The 18,222-nt window shown below is 66.2% G+C and carries 16 protein-coding genes; 3 read left to right on the plus strand and 13 right to left on the minus strand.

Features of this window, described 5'->3' with window-relative positions:
- Positions 1-3: 3 nt before the first annotated feature.
- From VGM20_12505 to ctaD, 5 genes are read right to left on the minus strand one after another with little or no spacing between them, the layout of a single operon-like run.
- Positions 4-357 carry a hypothetical protein gene (locus VGM20_12505; protein HEY4101685.1) on the minus strand — a complete coding sequence of 118 codons (354 nt, stop codon included), beginning with the start codon at positions 355-357 and terminating at the stop codon, positions 4-6.
- Positions 354-1,157 (minus strand): cytochrome c oxidase assembly protein, encoded by an 804-nt coding sequence (locus tag VGM20_12510; protein HEY4101686.1) that lies wholly within the window; start codon positions 1,155-1,157, stop codon positions 354-356. Before VGM20_12510 ends, VGM20_12505 begins: the two co-directional genes overlap by 4 nt.
- Positions 1,154-1,552: a hypothetical protein gene (locus tag VGM20_12515; GenBank protein HEY4101687.1), complete on the minus strand. Its 399-nt coding sequence runs from the start codon at positions 1,550-1,552 to the stop codon at positions 1,154-1,156. The genes VGM20_12510 and VGM20_12515 overlap by 4 nt, the downstream gene beginning before the upstream one ends.
- Positions 1,549-2,157 carry a cytochrome c oxidase subunit 3 gene (locus VGM20_12520; GenBank protein HEY4101688.1) on the minus strand — a complete coding sequence of 203 codons (609 nt, stop codon included), beginning with the start codon at positions 2,155-2,157 and terminating at the stop codon, positions 1,549-1,551. The genes VGM20_12515 and VGM20_12520 overlap by 4 nt, the downstream gene beginning before the upstream one ends.
- Complete coding sequence (ctaD, locus tag VGM20_12525) at positions 2,154-4,091, minus strand: cytochrome c oxidase subunit I (protein ID HEY4101689.1); 1,938 nt, start codon at positions 4,089-4,091, stop codon at positions 2,154-2,156. The genes VGM20_12520 and ctaD overlap by 4 nt, the downstream gene beginning before the upstream one ends.
- A gap of 202 nt (positions 4,092-4,293) precedes the next feature.
- On the opposite strand from ctaD, the gene VGM20_12530 reads away from it, so the two are divergent.
- On the plus strand, positions 4,294-6,732 hold the full coding sequence (locus tag VGM20_12530) for a bifunctional YncE family protein/alkaline phosphatase family protein (protein HEY4101690.1): 2,439 nt from the start codon (positions 4,294-4,296) through the stop codon (positions 6,730-6,732).
- Positions 6,733-6,738: 6 nt separating this feature from the next.
- Here the strand turns inward: VGM20_12530 and VGM20_12535 are convergent, their stop codons facing one another.
- A complete protein-coding gene (locus VGM20_12535; GenBank protein HEY4101691.1) occupies positions 6,739-8,160 on the minus strand; it encodes a hypothetical protein in 1,422 nt (473 codons plus the stop codon).
- Between the two features lie 236 nt (positions 8,161-8,396).
- Here VGM20_12535 and VGM20_12540 point away from each other — a divergent pair, with 236 nt between their 5' ends.
- Positions 8,397-10,634 (plus strand): S9 family peptidase, encoded by a 2,238-nt coding sequence (locus VGM20_12540; protein ID HEY4101692.1) that lies wholly within the window; start codon positions 8,397-8,399, stop codon positions 10,632-10,634.
- On the opposite strand, the gene VGM20_12545 is transcribed toward VGM20_12540, so the two are convergent.
- The 6 genes from VGM20_12545 to VGM20_12570 all read right to left on the minus strand — a co-directional run bounded on the left by VGM20_12545 (position 10,635) and on the right by VGM20_12570 (position 15,799).
- A complete protein-coding gene (locus tag VGM20_12545) occupies positions 10,635-11,345 on the minus strand; it encodes a YIP1 family protein (GenBank protein HEY4101693.1) in 711 nt (236 codons plus the stop codon).
- Positions 11,346-11,395: 50 nt separating this feature from the next.
- A complete protein-coding gene (locus VGM20_12550) occupies positions 11,396-11,896 on the minus strand; it encodes a hypothetical protein (GenBank protein HEY4101694.1) in 501 nt (166 codons plus the stop codon).
- Positions 11,897-11,923: 27 nt separating this feature from the next.
- Positions 11,924-12,679 (minus strand): succinate dehydrogenase/fumarate reductase iron-sulfur subunit, encoded by a 756-nt coding sequence (locus tag VGM20_12555; protein HEY4101695.1) that lies wholly within the window; start codon positions 12,677-12,679, stop codon positions 11,924-11,926.
- Positions 12,676-14,490 carry a fumarate reductase/succinate dehydrogenase flavoprotein subunit gene (locus tag VGM20_12560; protein ID HEY4101696.1) on the minus strand — a complete coding sequence of 605 codons (1,815 nt, stop codon included), beginning with the start codon at positions 14,488-14,490 and terminating at the stop codon, positions 12,676-12,678. Before VGM20_12560 ends, VGM20_12555 begins: the two co-directional genes overlap by 4 nt.
- On the minus strand, positions 14,490-15,242 hold the full coding sequence (locus VGM20_12565; GenBank protein HEY4101697.1) for a hypothetical protein: 753 nt from the start codon (positions 15,240-15,242) through the stop codon (positions 14,490-14,492). The genes VGM20_12560 and VGM20_12565 overlap by 1 nt, the downstream gene beginning before the upstream one ends.
- Before the next feature lie 137 nt (positions 15,243-15,379).
- Complete coding sequence (locus VGM20_12570; GenBank protein ID HEY4101698.1) at positions 15,380-15,799, minus strand: hypothetical protein; 420 nt, start codon at positions 15,797-15,799, stop codon at positions 15,380-15,382.
- A 209-nt stretch (positions 15,800-16,008) separates the two neighbouring features.
- Here VGM20_12570 and VGM20_12575 point away from each other — a divergent pair, with 209 nt between their 5' ends.
- A complete protein-coding gene (locus VGM20_12575; GenBank protein HEY4101699.1) occupies positions 16,009-17,127 on the plus strand; it encodes a hypothetical protein in 1,119 nt (372 codons plus the stop codon).
- Here the strand turns inward: VGM20_12575 and VGM20_12580 are convergent.
- Positions 17,124-18,041 carry an alpha/beta fold hydrolase gene (locus VGM20_12580; GenBank protein ID HEY4101700.1) on the minus strand — a complete coding sequence of 306 codons (918 nt, stop codon included), beginning with the start codon at positions 18,039-18,041 and terminating at the stop codon, positions 17,124-17,126. The genes VGM20_12575 and VGM20_12580 overlap by 4 nt on opposite strands.
- Between the last annotated feature and the right edge of the window lie 181 nt (positions 18,042-18,222).

Here is an 18,222-nt window from a genome sequence, read left to right on the forward strand (position 1 = left end):
CGTTCAGCGGAGGGTATAGATGTAGGCCGCGATGTCGCGCGCGGTCGGCTCATCGATGCCGAGATTCGGCATCGCGGTTCCTGGCGAAACCGACTGCGGGTCGCGAAGCCAGTGGACCAGATTGGTCATGGTGTTCGGGACGTGGCCGGCGATGATCGCCTGCTCGCGAAACCGTGCGAGCATCGGCCCCACGCGGCCATCGGCGCCCGCAACGCCCGGAATCACGTGACACGCGCCGCAACCGTAACGTGCCACGTCGACCCGTCCGCGGCCCGCATCGCCGGCGAGTGACGACGTCGTCGGTGGCCGCGAGCACCCCATGGCCAGAACCAGCAGCACCGCGATGGAGCGCTTCATCCGGGCACCTCGCTCGGCATCATCTGCGGGGCGGCAGCCACCGGACCGCGGATCCAGTTGCGGAAGAAGACGCACCCCGCGATGGCGTAGATCAGCCCGGCGGGGACCCACATCAGCAATCCCGCGAGCTGCTGGTCTGCGAGCGCCGCTGCGGTGCCGCGCAACCCTTCCTGCATCGGATACCAGACGCGCGTCGATCCGGCGAGCAACGCGCCGAGCGCACCGCTCTGCATTGCGGTGGCGAGCATGAGGAGCACGGCGATTCCGGCGCCGGCGCGCCGCCCGCTCCGCGGGTGCATGGCACAGTGCCAGAGGAGCAGCGCGGTTCCGAGGAGCGTCACGTGCTCGCCGGCGTGCACTGCAGGGTGCTGCAGCGCCAGTTGATACCATCGCGGCAAGTGCCAGAGCCAGAGCGTGGCAGAGTGCGCGAGCCAAGCGACGAGTGGTGTCGTCACGCCGAGCCACGCGCGCCGCAGCGCCATCGGAATCCGGTCGACCCGCCACACCACGCCACGCACGGCCCACGCCAGCGCCGCGCCCGGCTTGCCGAGGATCAGCAGCGGTGGCACGACGGCGACCAGCAGGATGTGCTGCGTCATGTGCATCGAGAATCGCGCGTCACTCACTGCGTCAAACGGCTGGCAGAACGCCGCGATCAGGATGCCGCTTGCTGCGGCGAACGACAGTGCACGCCACCGCGCAATGCCATGCCCGGTCCCCGCGGCGTGCCAGAGACGTCGCACCCCCACCAGGTACGGCGTGACAACGACGGCGAGAACCAGCCAGACCGCGGCGTTCACCGCACCCCCGCGCAGCCGCGGGTGATGATCGCCGGAAGCACGAAGAAGACCGTGCCGAGAAGGAAGAGGACACTCGCCATCATCCCTCCCAGCGCCATGAACCGGGTTCGGCCGACAGACGCGTCCCGGCTGTCGGCAGCATCGACCATCGTATCGGCACGGCGCGGCACGGTGCGCTGCACATTGTCGTACGCGACCGCGACACCGATGGCGCCGAGGATGATCATCGCAACGGTGATCGGCAGGACGGCGGCGGCCGCATGCCCCGCCGGCGGCTGGCAGGCGCGACCCGCGAAGCCGTATCCCGCGTACTCGGCGACCGCCCACGCGGCCGGTGCGGCCGCAACGCCAAACCAGAGGCGGGTCGTCGACGGGAGCGGCATCGTCGTGGTCATGTGAATCGCGGCGTGAGGTAGAGGGTGGTGAACAACGCCAGCCACACCACATCCACGAAGTGCCAGTACAGCGCCACCACGCTCACACCGCCGAATCCCCGAGCGCTGAAATGCCCGCGCAGCGCACGCACCAGCGTGTAGCCGATCATCAGCAACCCCGCGAGTACATGCAGGCCGTGCATTCCGGTCATCACATAGAAGAGCGAGCCGTAGACGTGAGTCTGCGGGAGCACTTCGGCGACTTTCCCGGCCCACTCCGCCGCGAGGAGTCCGACGAAGACGACGCCGAGGAGCAGCGAGAGCGCCAGTCGGTGCCGGAGGGCACGAACGTCCCCGCGGCGGATCGCCCGTTCTGCTGCTGCCATCACGACGCTGCTCGACACCAGCGTGACGGTCATGATCACCGGGATCAGCAGCGACGGCCGCGGAATCCCCGGCGGTGGCCAGGTCGGAGCGCGGGTCGCCAGATACGCATACGCGGTGATCAGATAGGCGAAAAAGGACGCCTCGGTACCGCATACGCACGCCATCGCCCACCAGCCGGTGTCGCGTCCGGTTCGCGCGATGCGCAGGAACGCATCGTCGTCGATCGGCACGGCGGTCATGCGTCGGTTTCCAGCGTGCGAAGATGAACCGGCCACATCCATCGCGCGGCGGCGATGATCGAGGTCACGGCGCCCGCCGCGATCCCCAGCGGACTCCGAACCAGCAGTGCGGTACAGAGGCCGAGCAGCGTGAGCGAGATGATCAGCGGCCACACGTTCTGGCCGGGAAGTTCGACCACGCCATCCGGGTGGGCGTCGAGCGGCGTCGTCAGCAACGTGAATCGGCCCTGATCGAGCGTCGGCCCTGCCGCTACACCGCCATCCCACAACGGCTCGCGACTGCTCACAATCGGGATCTGCGCGAAGTTGAACGGCTCCGGCGGTGACACGATCGACCATTCCAGCGTGTTCGCGTGCCATGGATCGCGACCGGATGCGGCGCCATGATGCAGCGATTGCAGCAGGTTCACCAGTGTGAGCACGGTACCGCCGATGAACACGACCGCACCGATCGTCGAGGCGAGATTCACCCCGTCAAGGCCGAGCCCCGGGAGATACGTGTAGACTCGGCGCGCCATCCCCAGCAGGCCTGCGATGTGCATCGGGAAGAAGGCGAGATTGAATCCCGCGAACATCACCCAGAAGGACACGCGCCCCAGCCGCTCGTTCAGCAGGCGCCCGGTCATCTTGGGGAACCAGTAGTAGATCGCTGCGAACATCGCGAAGAGCGATCCGCCGGCGAGGACGTAGTGCAGGTGCGCCACGACGAAGTAGGTGTCGTGCGCCTGCCAGTCGAACGGCACCACCGCCGTCATCACGCCGCTGATGCCGCCGATCACGAATTGCAGGATGAATCCCAGCGCGAAGAGCATCGGTGTCTGGAAGACGACGCGCCCATACCACATCGTCGTGAACCACGCCGCGATCTGCACGGCGCTCGGGATCGAGACGATCATGCTCCCCGCGCTGAAGAATCCCACCGACACCTGCGGGATCCCGGTGACGAACATGTGGTGCACCCACACGCCGAAGCCGGCGAGTCCGGTGGCGACCGTGGCCAGCGCCACGATGTTGTGCCCGACCATCGGCCGCCGCGAGAAGACGGGGATGATCATCGACAGCATGCCGGTCGCGGGAAGGAAGACGATGTACACCCACGGATGGCCGAACACCCAGAAGAGATGCTGCCAGAGCAGCGGCGTGCCGCCCCAGCGGGGGTCCAAGAAGACGAAATGCCAGCGCCGCTCCAGTTCGAGAAAGAGCAGCGCGACGGTCAGCGCCGGCATCGAGGCGATCACCGCGACCGACGTGGTGAGTGAACTCCATAGAAAGAGCGGCATCCGGTCGAGCGACATTCCCGGGGCGCGAAGCCTGAGGATCGTGACCACGAGGTTGATCGATCCGACCGTCGTGGCGACGCCGAGAAAGAGGAGGCCGATCGCGTAGAAATCGATGTTGTGGCCGGTATCGAACGGCAGCGATGCCAGGGGCGTGTAGTTGAACCACCCGGCATCGGGCGCCTGCCCGATGATGAACGCCGCGTACAGGAAGACGCCGGCCAGCAGAAAGACGTAGTAGCTGAAGGTGTTGAGGCGCGGAAAGGCGAGTTCGCGCGCGCCGATGAGCAGCGGTGTCAGATAGAAGGAGAATCCCGACAGCACCGGCTGGATGAAGAGGAACATCATCGTGGTGCCATGCATCGTGAACAGCCGGTTGTACGCTTCCGGCGACAGCAGGTGCGCCTCGGGGCGCGCCAGCTGGAGGCGCATCACTGCCGCTTCGAGTCCCCCCAGCACCAGGAAGACGCACGCGGTGACGATGTACCGGATCCCCAGCGCCTTGTGATCGACCGTCGTAAGCCACGCGAGCCAGGTATGCGGCGTTTCCCAGAGGGCGTCGAGTCGTTCCGCCGAGCCGGGCTTCGCGTCTAGTGCAGCCGTCGCATCCTCGGCGGCAAAGCGGCGATCAATATGGCCTGCGGTGCGCGGAGCCATGGCGACAATAATCCGGTGAGAGCGCTGGCGCGGCTCCGACACGAGGCCGTCATCCCCGTGGTCGCTGGCCAGTTGATAGGACGCTCCAGCATGGCGGCGCGACACGGTGAGGTCCGATGCTGCCGGCGCCGCGTGCACAGTTGATACATGACTGCGGCATGGCGCCGGTTGACGGGCGCGGCCCACGCAGCAGTTTCATTCCATGCGATTCCACCGTCTGCTCCCCGTTCTGCTCGGCTGCCTCGTCGCCTGCAACAGCGGCCACGCCCCCGCAGCCCTCTCCCTCGATGGCCAACATCGCCTCCCGACCGGCGCCACCCTCGATCCCGTCGGCACCCTCGCCGACGTCGGCCCCTATCCGTTTGCCATGACGGACGTGCCCGGCGGATCGCATGCGCTCCTCCTCCTTGCCGGGTATCGGGACAACGGGATCCAGGTGATCGAGACAGCCACGGGCCATGCGGTCCAGACGATTCCGCTTCCCGATGCGTTTGACGGGATCGCCTTCGATCCCGCCGGACGCACCATCTACGCCGCCGGCGGCGATCGTGATGTCGTCTACATTCTCGGCTGGAACGGCACCAGCGCCTCGCTGGCCGATTCGATTGTCCTGGCGCACCACGCCGCGCGCCAATCCGGGACGCGCTACCCGGGCGGCCTTGCCGTATCGCGCGACGGGAAGACCCTCTACGTCGCCGAGAACACCGACGACTCGCTCGCCGTGATTGACATCCCGTCGCGGCGCGTCCTGCAGCGCCTGCCGGCTGGCCGTTATCCCTACGCCGTCGCCGTTGCACCCGACGGCAGTGTCTACGCCAGCGCATGGGGCGGATTCGCGGTGACCCACTGGCATCTCGACGGCCAGCGGCTCGGGCCTGCAGCGACCGTGAGGGTCGCGCGTCATCCGTCGGCGCTCCTGATGAACCACGACGGCTCCCGCCTCTTCGTGGCGTCGGCGAGTACCGATCGCGTCAGCGTAATCGACACGCGAAGCGATGCCGTCGTCGCCGAACTGGTCGATACAATCCCCCGCGCATCAGGCGAGGGAAGCACACCCGATGCACTGGCGCTGTCGCCGTCGGGCGACCGCCTCTTCGTCGCGGAAGCCGATAACAACGCCGTCGCCGTCTTCGGGCTCGGTGCCGCCACCTCGGGCGTTTCGTCGGCGGCCGGCGCCGATCATCTCGTCGGACGGATTCCGGTGGGATGGTATCCCAGCGCTCTTGCGGTTCACGGCGACACGCTGGTCGTCGTCAACGCCAAGGGGCGCGGCACTGCGCCGAACGGGAGCAACGGTCCCGGCCCCGGCGCGGGCCCGTCGAGAAAGCCGAGCGAGACCGGCTACACGCTGGGCCAGCTCACCGGGACGGTCTCGGTCATCCCGCTTCGCGGTCTCGACCTCGCCGCGACGTCGAAGCGCGTTGCCCACGCCAACGGATGGGATCGCGAAGCGGAGCGTGTCGCCGGATATCCGCCATTCGAGCATGTCATCTACATCATCAAGGAGAATCGGACCTACGACCAGGTCCTCGGCGATCTCTCGCAAGCCGACGGCGATACCTCGCTGGTCTTCTTCGGACGCAACGTGACACCCAATCAGCATGCGCTCGCCGAGCGGTTCGGCGTCTTTGACCGCTTCTTCGTCAACGCGGAGGTGAGCGCCGACGGGCACAACTGGAGCACCGCCGCGTATACCACGGACTATCTCCAGAAGACGGTGCCGCTCAACTACGCCGGCAAGGGGCGCAGCTACGACTACGAGGGGGAGAATCGCGGCGTCCGTCCGCCGGACGGCGAAGACGCGGCCGAACCGGTGAACGGCTATCTCTGGGACCTGGCGAAGCGTCGCGGCATCACCTTCCGCAATTTCGGAGAGTTCGTCGCCGATCGGGACAACAGTGCGCTCGCCGCGGGATATCGCGGATTGAAGCCGTTCCTCGAATCACACACCGACTCGGCATTTCCCGGATTCGATCTCGCGATTCCCGATCAGCGCCGCGCCGACGAATGGCTGAAGAATCTTGCGGAGTGGGTGCGTACCGGGGCGATGCCGGCGTTGCAGATCGTCCGGCTTCCCAACGACCACACCAGGGGCGCCGCCGCCGGTGCGTTCACGCCGCGTGCCTATGCCGCAGACAACGATCTCGCGCTGGGCCGGATGGTTGAGGGACTGTCGACCAGCCCCTTCTGGAAGAACACCGTCGTCTTCGTGCTCGAGGATGACGCCCAGAACGGTCCCGATCACGTCGACTCGCACCGCTCGGCGATGCTGATCGTCTCGGCCTACAATCAGCCACGCGTCTGGCACCGGTTCGGCAATACCACCGACGTCATCGCGACGATCGAGCAGATTCTCTCCCTCGATCATCTCTCCCAGTTCGATGCCTACGGCCGGCCCTATCGAGGGATCTTCACGGCACGACCCGATCTGTCGCCGTACCACGTGCTGACGCCAGGGATATCACTCACCGAGCGGAATCCCGCCAACACACCGGCCGCGCGCATGTCGGCGCATCTCGATTTCCGGCTCGAAGATCTGGTGGATGATGCGACGCTGAACCACGTCCTCTGGGCGGCGATCAAGGGCGATCGTCCGTATCCCGGCGTGCACCGGATGACCGCCGATCAGGTCAGCCGGTGATCGCGATCAGTGCGAGGGCCAGTAGCCGCCGACGTCGGGCTCAGGCGGCGGGAGATTGTTGTGGCGCGGCGCGGCGTGCAACGACGTGTTCGGTGCCGTGGCGAGGGCGAGCAGATTGTTGAGTGCCACCGTGACCGTCGCGGTGTGCCACGCGTACCCCTGGTTGATCTCGTACGCGGCGCCGGAAATCCACAACGTCGCCTTCGTTCCGCGCGGGTCGGCGATCATCGTCGAACGGTAGACGACGTCGGCGAACGGGTCGATCATCCCGGCGCGAGCGACCGGCGAAGGATAGGTCGTCCAGTGCTGCCCGTCGGTGCTGCGCGCCAGATAGAGCGCGTCAGTGGTACAGCTCGTTCCGGTCGGGAAGGTGTTGTACAGCGCCCAGTATTCTGCGCGCGCCGGAATCCACGTGACATCGATGTGCCAGATCGATTGCCCGGGCTGCGCGAGGTCGGTGATAAACGGGACGCCCCAGTTGACACCATCATTCGAGGTGCGCAGTTCGACGTCGGTCGACGGCGCGGTGCATCCATACGGCCCCGAGTTCACCGACCACATCTGCCACGGAGCCTGTGGAGCGCCATGAATCACCGCCGGCGAGACGATCTGATGACTCGGCGCCGTCAGCACCGCCACTGGTGGATCCCACTTCACGCCATCCGAACTCCGCGCCAGTTCGATGATGTTCTGGTTTCCCACGACCGTGCGGTAGTAGAGCCACAGCCGCTTGTCGTCGCCGATCGCGATGTCGGGATCGGAGAGGTACCCGCCGCTCGGCGGCAATTCGAGCGGATTGGTGACACCCGCCGGCACCACCCAGCTCCTGGCGTCCATGCTCCGGTAGAGCGACGGATTCTCGAAGCCGCTGTTGCCGCCGGGATACGGCGTGATCGCGAGCCAGAATCCGGTCGCCGTCCCATGACCGCGCACCACCGACGGGTGCACCGTCTGCCCCGAGGACTCATAGGTGGCGAGGTCGAGCAGCGACGCCTGGTTGAGCGATGTCGCCAGTTGCTCGGTCGGGAAGCAATCGGAAGGGTCGCACGTCGTGGCGCTCGCGGTGGCCATCACCGAACCGTTGACCCGCACCTCGAGAATCTGCGCGCCGCCGAGCGGTCCCATCATCCAGGTGGTGCTGACCAGGCCAGTCGAATCGCTCACCACCGTCGCCGCGGGGACCGACCCGCCGCCGATCGAGACCACCAGTGACACCTGCACCTTGCCGACCGGATTCCCCGACGAGTCGCTGACGCGGAAGACCACCGGCGCGGGGAGGATGTCTTGCGGATCGGCTTGCTGTGCATCGCCGCTCACCAGGCTGACCTGTGCGGCGACTCGCGGCGTCGGTGTCGACGGCGTCGCATCAGATCCGCACGCAATCACGAGGATACCGGGCGCCAGGAACCAGTGGCGGCTCAGCTTCACGAAGCACTCGACTTGATGTGAGGTGTCCTGCTCGACGGGCCGCGGACTGATCGGCCCCCCAATGAATACTCGCCGGTACAACACCGCGCAAGCCGCTGCTGGTGCGGGTTTCGCGGTGCCTTGCCGTGGCACCGCGTCCACAGACTGTGGCGTACCATCGGCACCGGTTGAATCCGGACGCGTCATCCGCGAGTACATTCCACCGTCAAGACACCCACATGAACAGGACCTGACAAATGTGCACTCGCCGCGTCGCCGGGTTCGCTCTCTGCATCGGTCTCGCCTTGCCGCCCGCGCTCTCTGCGCAGGGGAGCGCCCGCTTTCAATCACTCGACGAGGCACTCCAGTCGGCCGGCGCATTGGCCGGCCGCGGCGCTCCGGCGGGACTCACATGGATCGAAGGCGGCGCGCGATACGCCTATGCCGGGCGTAGCGGGACCGCCACGGTGATTCACGCGTATCAACCCACCACCGGCGCTGACACGGTGCTCTTCACCAATGAAGGACTGACCTATCCGGGAACCACCAGGCCATTCGTGTATCAGTCATTCCAGTGGGCTCGGGATTTCAAGCACCTGATCTTCCAGACCGATTTCCAGCCGCTCTACCGGCGTTCCGGTGTCTCCGACTACTACGTCTATTCCCTTGCCGGCAAATCGCTCCAACTCGCCGCCAAGGGGGCCAGGACCGCCGAACTCTCCCCCGACGGATCGATGCTCGGCGTCGAGCGCGGCGGCGACATGTACGTCGACGACCTTACGTCGCACGCGGAGCGCCGGCTCACCAGCGACGCCACCACGACCGACTACAACGGGCACTTCGACTGGGTGTATGAAGAGGAATTCGGGCTCGCCCAGGCGTGGAACTGGTCACCCGACTCGCGGCATATCGCCTTCTGGCAGATCAACGAGGCATCCGAACCGGTAATCCAGCTTTCGGACTACTCCGGCCCGCACCCGGAGTGGGATCAACTCCGGATCCCCCAGCCCGGCGATTCGAACCCCCGCGCCCGCGTCGGCGTGGTCGACGTGAAGAGCGGTACCCGGATCTGGCTCGATCCCGGTGAACGCGGCGACTACTACATCCCGCGCATCTACTGGACCGCGCACCCCGATACCCTCGCGATGATCACCCTCGATCGCCCGCAGCAGTCGATGAAGCTGTACTTCTTCGACGTCAACACCGGCGGGCATCGGCTGGTCATGAGCGAAAGTTCGAAGACCTGGATCGACGTCTACGATTTCTACGCCGGCATCCAGGACATGATGTCGTTCCCGGAACACTCGCACGAGTTCTTCTGGATCTCCGATCGCGACGGCTGGCAGCACGTCTATCGCTACGACTACTCCGGCAAGCTGGTCAATCAGGTCACCCACGGCCGGTGGAGCGTTACGCGCATCGAGGGGACCGATCCGCAGACGCAGACGATGTACTACTCGTCGACCGAAGCGTCGCCGCTGCAGCGGCAGCTCTATGCCATCCAGTTCGACGGGACGCGTGCACGCCGCCTGACCACCGAGGAAGGGACCCACGCGATCGACATGTCCCCCGACGCGCGATACTACCTCGACAGCTGGTCGTCCACCACGGTGCCGCGCCATGTGGTGCTGCATACCACGGCGGATGCCGGCCACGCGATCCGGACCCTCGAGGACAACACCGCCGTTTCGCAGTGGGTGGCGAGCCATGCGTATTCGCCGACCCTGCTGATGAAGTTCACGACCAGCGACAGCGTCTCGATCGATATCTCGATGATCAAGCCGGTGCCGTTCGATCCGTCCCGCAAGTACCCGGTGATCTTCACCGTCTACGGCGGACCGGGATCGCAGGGCGTCTACGATCAGTTCGGCACCAGCACGCAGCAGCAGTGGATGGCGCAGCAGGGGTACATCGTCGTCAACGTGAACAACCGCGGCACCAACAACTACGGCAGCGCGTTCATGAAGGTCGTCTACGGCAACCTGGGCCGATACGAAAGCCGCGACTTCGCCGAGACGGCGAGATACCTGGCGACGCTGCCGTACGTCGATGCGCGGCGCATCGGGATCATGGGGACGAGCTACGGCGGGTACAGCACGGTCTACACCATGGAGATGTATCCCGACCTCTTCACGGCCGGTGTCGCCAACTCGGCCGTGACCGACTGGCGGCTCTACGATACCATCTATACCGAGCGGTACATGGGATTGCTTGGCGACAACACCGCGGGCTATCAGGGGAGTTCGGCGATCGTCAATGCCCCGAAGCTGCAGGGGCACCTGATGGTGATCCATTCGATGATGGACGACAATGTTCATCCGCAGCAGACGATGCAGCTGCTCACCGCGCTCACGGCGGCCGGGAAGGATGTCGATCTCAGGATCTATCCGTCCGGCCACCACGGCGCGGCGTACGACCTTTCGTCCTTCAAGCTGATCACGTCGAACACGCTGGACTTCCTCAACAAGTACCTGCAGCCCAGCGCGATGCCGTGATCACATCGACTTGACGGCCTGCCAGATCGCCGGAAGAAACCCGATGATCCAGACGATGAGCGCTGTCGTCCACGCCCGCCCCCGGGTCACGCGCATCGTGACTTCGAGGCCGACGGCGATCAGGAAGATCGACCAGAGGGTGAAGAGGTCGAACCGGCTCAACGCACCGGCCAGGATCGGTGCGTGCGCCGCGTCGACGAATCGCGCCGGAGACAGGGTCAGCACCGTCGGCGACGTGATCGCGGTGTCGGACATGAACGCCATCTCGACCGCGGCGACGATGAGGCCAATCACCCTGGGAAAGAGCGAGAACGTCGCGATCATCGCGGCGACACCATAGCGCACCTTGACGTCGGTGAACCGCCCGACGATCCACACCAGCAGCGCCACGATGAACGGCAGGAGGACGAAGGTCACCACCTGGCCGATCATCGCGAACTTCTCGCCGATCGACTTCCCCGCGGCGATCTGCTCGGGGGTGATCCCGGGGCGCGCCGCCATCGACTTGGCGATCATCACGTCCCAGAGCGGCTGCATCAGGCTTGCTGTAGCAACAGTTACTATAGCGACCACGATGGCGAGCGCCAGCAGTGGCAGGCCGAACTCGCCATTGGTCCGCCGCGCAAAGACCGCCCGCGGCGCGTAGAAGATCTCGAGCAGGTCGGCGGCACCGGGCTTGGCGGCCGTCTCGTCGATGGGAACACTCGTCATCATCACTCCGTGGTTCGGGGAAGACCGGCAGCGCCTGCCGGTGGGATGTCCTACTCGCCGATCACCGGTTCCGCAATCTCGTCGCCCCGCGGCACCAGGTGCGGCGACTGGTTGAGCAACCGGGCGCAGGTGTTCCACCGCAGGATCGCGTCGTCATCACCCGCCGGCCGGATCGCCTCGGCGCGTTCATAGCACTCCATCGCCTCACGCAATCCGTCGTACGCCGAGAAACGCGAACCGGGCCCGCGATGGTTGAGCTCCGCGAGTGCACGTCGTTCGGCGATCAATCCGGCGTAGTACTCACGGTCATATGCCCCGGTGAGTTTCGCGAGCGTTTCTCGCGCGCGGCGGACCGCGCCGGCGTCGACGGCCAACTGATCGGTCTCCGCCAGGAGACGCGTCCTGAGCGCGCCCTGGTGCGACGGATCGACGGCGGCGATATCCCAGCAGATACTCTCCGCCGCCCACGGCTGGTTGAGCAGCCGGTACTGCTCGGCCTTGTCGAGTGCCGCCGCCACACCGGCCGGCGTCAGACGCTTGAGTTCGAACACGATCCCCTCCTGTCGGGAGACGACGGCTTACTCTGCGCGCGGCGATCCGCGCACCAGCCGGACCAGCGCCGCGAGCGGATCGTAGTACCGATCGACGACGCGTTCCTTGAGCGGAATGATCGCGTTGTCGGTGATGGTGATTCCTTCGGGACAGACGGTCGTGCAGCACTTCGTGATGTTGCAGTATCCGATGCCGTCGGCTTCGCGCAATTCCTCGATCCGGTCGGCGGTGTCGAGCGGGTGCATTTCGAGCGCCGCGGCGTAGACCAGGAACCGCGGCCCGATGAACGTGTCGTGCCGCTGGTGGTCCCGCAGGACGTGGCACACGTCCTGGCAGAGGAAACATTCGATGCACTTGCGGAACTCCTGCACCCGGTCGACGTCGCGCTGCTGCATCCGCCAGGTGCCGTCGGGCGCGTCCGGTGCGCGCGGCGTGAACGGCGTGATCCGCTGCTTGACGCCGTAGTTCCACGAGACGTCGGTCACTAGGTCGCGAATATGGGGGAACGCGCGCATCGGTTCGATGGTGACGGGCCGGGCGAGGTCGAGATCGCTCAGCCGCGTCATGCACATCAGCCGCGGCTTCCCGTTGATCTCCGCGGAGCATGAGCCGCACTTCCCGGCCTTGCAGTTCCAGCGGCAGGCGAGATCGCCAGCCTGTTCGGCCTGGATCTGATGCACGACGTCGAGCACCACCATCCCGTCCACGACGTTCGCGTCGAAGTCTGCGAACGCGCCCGCGTTGTGCTCCCCGCGCCAGATCCGGAACGTCGCCGTCGTCACGATTTCTGCTCCTCGATGATCTGCTGCAGTTCCACGGGAACCGGAGGCACCGGCTGGCGGGTCAGTTGCATCGTCCCGTCGGCGCCGCGCGACACCAGGATGTTGTACCCCGCGGCGGCGGGATCCTTCTCGGGATAGTCGTCGCGGAAATGCCCGCCGCGACTCTCACGCCGCTCCAGCGCCGCGCGCGCGATCGCTTCGGAGACGGTGAGGAGGTTGGGGAGGTCGAGCGCGGTGTGCCAGCCGGGGTTGTACTCGCGATTGCCGGGCACGCTGACCGCCTCGGAGCGCTCACGCAGCGCACCGAGCCGGTCGAGGGCGTCGCGCAGATCGTCCTCGCGCCGGACGATGCCGACCAGCTGCTGCATCATCCCCTGCAATTCGTGCTGGACCTGATACGGCTGCTCGCCGCCGCTCCGCCCGAACGGCGCCAGCGCCGTGCCCGACGCTGCCTCCACCGCCGCCGGATCGATGCGCGCGGGCTGATGCTGCGCCGCAAACGCGGCCGCATGTTCGCCGGCGCGCTTGCCGAAGACGAGCAGATCGGAAAGCGAATTGCCGCCGAGCCGATTGGCGCCGTGCAGGCCGGCGGCACATTCGCCTGCGGCGAAGAGCCCGTCGACCGTGGTCATCTGCGTGTCGCCGTCGACGCGGATGCCGCCCATCATGTAATGCGTCGTCGGCCCGATCTCCATCGCTTCCTTCGTGATGTCGATGTCGGCCAGCTGCTTGAACTGATGATACATGCTCGGCAGCTTCTTCTTGATGTGGTCCGCCGCGTTGGGGATCTTCTCCTTGATCCAGGCGATGTCGAGATAGACGCCGCCGTGCGGGGACCCCCGGCCTGCGCGCACCTCGCGCATGATGCAGCGCGCCACATGGTCACGCGTCAGCAGCTCGGGCGGACGCCGTGCGCTCTTGTCGCCCTGGACATAGCGCCATCCCTCGTCGGGATTGTCGGCAGTCTGGCTGCGATAGTTCTCGGGGATGTCGTCGAACATGAACCGGCGCCCCTCGCTGTTGCGCAGCACGCCGCCCTCGCCCCGGACGCCCTCGGTTACCAGCAATCCCTTCACGCTCGGCGGCCACACCATCCCGGTCGGGTGGAATTGCACGAACTCCATGTCCTGCAGCGCGGCGCCGGCGCGGTACGCGAGCGCCAGCCCGTCGCCGGTGTATTCCCAGCTGTTGCTCGTCACGCTGAAGGCCCGGCCCACGCCGCCGGTTGCAAGCACCACGGCGCGCGCCTCGAAGAGCTTGAATCGGCCGCGCTCGCGATCGTAGGCGAACGCCCCGGTCACGCGGCGGCCGTCGGTGAGCAGCGTGACGATCGTCACTTCCATGTGGACGTCGATGCCGCGATGGATGGCGTGATCCTGCAGCGTGCGGATCATCTCCAGCCCGGTGCGGTCGCCGACATGCGCCAGGCGCGGATAGCGATGTCCGCCGAAGTTGCGCTGGAGAATCCGTCCATCGGCGGTCCGGTCGAAGACCGCGCCCCATGCTTCGAGCTCCCGTACGCGATCGGGCGCTTCCCTGGCGTGAAGCTCCGCCATCCGCCAGTTGTTGAGATACTGTCCGCCGCGCATCGTGTCGGCGAAGTGCACCCGCCAGTTGTCGCGATCATCGACGTTGGCGAGCGCCGCCGCGACGCCCCCTTCCGCCATCACCGTGTGCGCCTTGCCGAGCAGCGACTTGGTCACCATGCCGACGCGCGCGCCACGCGCCGCCGCTTCGATCGCGGCGCGCAGCCCGGCGCCGCCGGCGCCGATCACCAGGACGTCGTGCGTGAAGGTCTCGACCTCGGCCATCAGACGATTCTCCAGTCGGTCCAGATCCCCATCGAACAGAGCCGCACATAGAGATCGGCGAACGCCACCATCACCAGCGACAGCCGCGCCAGCTGCATGTGATACCGGTTGAAGCACGACGCGCAGTCATACATCGTGCGACGCGCCGGATGTTCGGAGAGCCGGTCGAAGATCCCGCCGACCAGGTGCCGCAGCGAATGACATCCGAAGGTGTATGCCCCGAGCAGCACGACGTTGAGAGCGAGCACGATGGTGCCCACCCCGATGCCGAACGACACGTGTCCCGACGCGTCGGTGAACCAGAGTGCGTCCCACACGTCGTGCACCAGAATCGCGAGGAAGATCACCGCGAGATACATGAAATAGCGATGCACGTTCTGGAGGATCAGCGGAAAGTGCCGCTCACCGAGATACGAATTTCGCGGCTCGCCCACGGCACACGCCGGCGGGTCGGCCCAGAACGCCTTGTAGTACGCGCCCCGATAGTAGTAGCAGGTGAAGCGGAAGCCTCCCGGCGCCCAGAGGATCAGGATCGCCGGAGAGAAGAGCAGCCACGTGGGCCACCACAGGGGCTTCGGTCCCAGGACTGCATGGGGCGAACTGCCGAAGATCTCCGGTGAATAGAACGGGGAGAGGTACGGGCCGAAAGTGTAATGGTTGCCCTGCAGTGCCGCCCAGGTCGAGTAGACGATGAATCCGCTGAAGAGCAGAAAGACCGCGACGGGTGACGCCCACCAGGCGTCGACCCGCATGGTTTCTCCGAAACGGCGCGGCGCGATCGGAAGTGGCGCGTGTGCCATGCACGGACAACCTGCAGTTGGGGATACTGCAAGTATGTGGCGCCCCCGACGGGAGCGCCAGCCGCACGTGCCGCGCCGCGCCGTTTACCTCACGGTTTCTTGCTCCCGGGAGCGACCCGGACCCGCAGCCGGACCGGACGCGTCATGTCACCGGTCGGCGACCCGCTGGTGGTGAAGACGTACACTGCGTCCGCTCGCGGGGTGATGCTGTACAGCGATTCGCCCGCCGCGCTTTCCCCGCCGAGGATCGGTTCGATCAACGGCGGCTGGACGCTCGACAGGAGCGGCTTCAGTTGCAGCTGGATCGCCGTGCCCTCGAGCTCGGCGCGGTAGGTCACCCCCTTGGCCATGAAGACCCGGACTGGCTCGCCGACCGGCGCATTGAAGGTGTGGTCGAGGACCATCGCCGCCTGATGGCGCTGGCCGTCGGTGCTGTCCTGTGCCCGCGCCGCAACCGGCGTGACTACCGCCACGGCGAGCACCGCGAATATTTCCCTGCTGAGTTTCATCATTCCTCCAGGTTTCATGCTGGATGACGCCGCGTCGACGGCCGGCGACACGCGCCGGCCGCCTCCGTCCCCCGCGGCGTCCCGCCGATCGCCGTGATCCGCCGAAATGACCTTCCGTTCGCAATGGAACGGCCGCTCCCAGTTCCGCCGGCATCCTTCCGGATGCATTGTTCAGCGCACCGTCGAACCAACGATTCGAGGAGATCCCCATGGTCACGGCTCACCGCCGCATCCACCGCTGTGCGCTCGTCATCATCTCGCTGCTGGTGGCGGCGCCCGCTGCGGCACAGGGCTTTCCCGAGCGGATCACCGACGCCGATTTCTGGCAGATGATCTCCGACATGTCCGAACCCAATGGATACTTCCAATCGGAAAATTTCCTGTCCAACGAGATCGGATTTCAGGGAGTGATCCCGGAACTGCAGCAGACCGTGCATCCCGGCGGCGCCTATCTGGGTGTCGGGCCGGAACAGAACTTCACCTATATCGTCGCGGTGCACCCCGCCGTGGCGTTCATCATCGACATCCGGCACCAGAATGCGGTGCAGCATCTGTTGTACAAGGCGTTGATGGAGGTCAACGACAACCGCGTCGACTTCCTGTGCCAGCTCTTCTCCCGCCCGCGCCCCGCCGGCCTCGCCAACGACGCCCCGATCGACGCGATCTTCACCGCGATCGACGCCGCACCGCGCGACAGCATGATGTACTACCGGACCCTGGACGCGATGAAGAATCACCTCGAAAAGGACCACCGTTTCACGCTCAGCAGCGACGAGATTTCGCTGCTGGAGCACAATTTCGACGTCTTCTACGAGGCGGGTCCGGAACTCTCCTACACCTTCGGCAGGAACAACGGCTTCGGGGGATTCGGCGGTCGGAGCATGCCGACCTACAGCCAGTTGATGGTGGCGACAGACAACGCCGAGACGCAGCGGAGCTATCTCGCCAGCGACGCGAACTACCGGGCGCTCCGCGACATGGAATTGCGGAATCTGATCGTCCCGCTCACCGGGGACTTCGCCGGCCCCAGGGCGATTCGCGCCGCAGGTGAATGGGTCCGCTCGCACGGCGGGACGGTGACAGCGTTCTACACGTCGAACGTCGAGCAGTACCTCTTCCAGAACGGCGTCTGGGCCGCCTTCGCGAACAACGTCGCGACCTTGCCGCTCGATTCCACCAGCACCTTCATCCGCTCCGGCGGCGGCGGCGCGCGCGGCTACGGCGGCGGGATGCGCTCATCGCTGCTGCAGTCGATGACCTTGCTGCTCGCCGCATTCAACGCCGGCAAGATCACGACCTACCAGGACGTCCTCGGCACCTCACACTAGCGGATCACCCGATCGGCAAACGCCGTCACCGCGTCGATGAATGACGGCCTGGTGTCTTCCAGCAGCGCGGCGTGGTCACCGCCGGTGAGGACGACTGGAGTCTTGTCGTGCGCGGCGAGCCGGTCGTAGAATCGGCGCCACGTTGCCATTGGAATCTGCGGGTCGTGCTCGCCCTGCAGCAGCAGGATCGGTACCCGCACCTTGGCCGGATCGAGGGCATTCCACTGTTCCAGATTCCTCCAGTCGGAACGCACGGGATCGTCGGCGAGTGCGACCGCCACGTACGCGCCGACCATCGCCTTCGAGGTCACCGCTGGCGAAATGAAGTCCGACGCCGCGTCGGCGGCAGTGGTCCGCACGCGTGGTGGAATCGCGGGGTCGCCGCCGGCCGGAGTGTGAGTGTCCGGGTCGCGCGGGTAACCGTAGAGGATCAATCCCGACATCCGGTCGCCATGGCGCTGCGCGGTAAGTTGCGAGACGAGCGACCCGTTCGACCAGCCGAGGAGGACCGGCCGTTTCGGCATCGGCTGCGTCTTCGCGATCCAGTCGAGCACCTCGCTCACATCTTCGGCCGCACGATTCGGCGTGTCCCACCCGGTCCCGTCCCGCGGCGAACTGCCGTAGCCGCGCAGGTCGACGGCATACGCGGCATAGCCGTGCGCGGCGAGTGCTTCGAGCACCGACCGCGACTCGCCCGGCACCTGCAGGTCGAAGTCCGGACGCGCGCTCCACGTTCGCCCGTGTACCAGCAGGATTGTGCCGCGCGGGCGGGATGGCCGGCGCGCCCAGACCGCCAGCGGCTCGCCGCCGACGTTCACCGTGAAGTGTTCGAGCGCCGGCGCGGCACGCTGTGCGCGCAGCGGCGCGGGTGCCAGCACCACTGCACCGGCCGCGATGAGGGAGCGAATCGTCATTCGCATCATCACCTCGGGATCACGCTGATGGAGCCGTTGTTCTCGAGCATCGCGCAGCGCACGTCATCGACACTGAGACACCCCGCCTGACGCAACGCCGCATTCAGTTCGTGATGCGTCATTCGCGCGTCGGTCATCACGCCCTCGAACAGCTTGCCGTTGTGGATCAGCACCTGCGGAC

The sequence above is a fragment of the Gemmatimonadales bacterium genome (assembly GCA_036500345.1).
In the GTDB taxonomy this organism is placed as follows: Bacteria; Gemmatimonadota; Gemmatimonadetes; order Gemmatimonadales; family GWC2-71-9; genus Palsa-1233.

Excerpts from the sequence above, each read along its gene's own strand:
- VGM20_12505 (HEY4101685.1), bottom strand. The coding sequence starts at position 357 with ATGAAGCGCTCCATCGCGGTGCTGCTGGTTCTGGCCATGGGGTGCTCG.
- VGM20_12515 (HEY4101687.1), bottom strand. The coding sequence starts at position 1,552 with ATGACCACGACGATGCCGCTCCCGTCGACGACCCGCCTCTGGTTTGGC.
- VGM20_12520 (HEY4101688.1), bottom strand. The coding sequence starts at position 2,157 with ATGACCGCCGTGCCGATCGACGACGATGCGTTCCTGCGCATCGCGCGA.
- ctaD (HEY4101689.1), bottom strand. The coding sequence starts at position 4,091 with ATGGCTCCGCGCACCGCAGGCCATATTGATCGCCGCTTTGCCGCCGAG.
- VGM20_12530 (HEY4101690.1), top strand. The coding sequence starts at position 4,294 with ATGCGATTCCACCGTCTGCTCCCCGTTCTGCTCGGCTGCCTCGTCGCC.
- VGM20_12540 (HEY4101692.1), top strand. The coding sequence starts at position 8,397 with ATGTGCACTCGCCGCGTCGCCGGGTTCGCTCTCTGCATCGGTCTCGCC.
- VGM20_12545 (HEY4101693.1), bottom strand. The coding sequence starts at position 11,345 with ATGACGAGTGTTCCCATCGACGAGACGGCCGCCAAGCCCGGTGCCGCC.
- VGM20_12560 (HEY4101696.1), bottom strand. The coding sequence starts at position 14,490 with ATGGCCGAGGTCGAGACCTTCACGCACGACGTCCTGGTGATCGGCGCC.
- VGM20_12565 (HEY4101697.1), bottom strand. The coding sequence starts at position 15,242 with ATGCGGGTCGACGCCTGGTGGGCGTCACCCGTCGCGGTCTTTCTGCTC.
- VGM20_12570 (HEY4101698.1), bottom strand. The coding sequence starts at position 15,799 with ATGAAACTCAGCAGGGAAATATTCGCGGTGCTCGCCGTGGCGGTAGTC.
- VGM20_12575 (HEY4101699.1), top strand. The coding sequence starts at position 16,009 with ATGGTCACGGCTCACCGCCGCATCCACCGCTGTGCGCTCGTCATCATC.
- VGM20_12580 (HEY4101700.1), bottom strand. The coding sequence starts at position 18,041 with ATGACGATTCGCTCCCTCATCGCGGCCGGTGCAGTGGTGCTGGCACCC.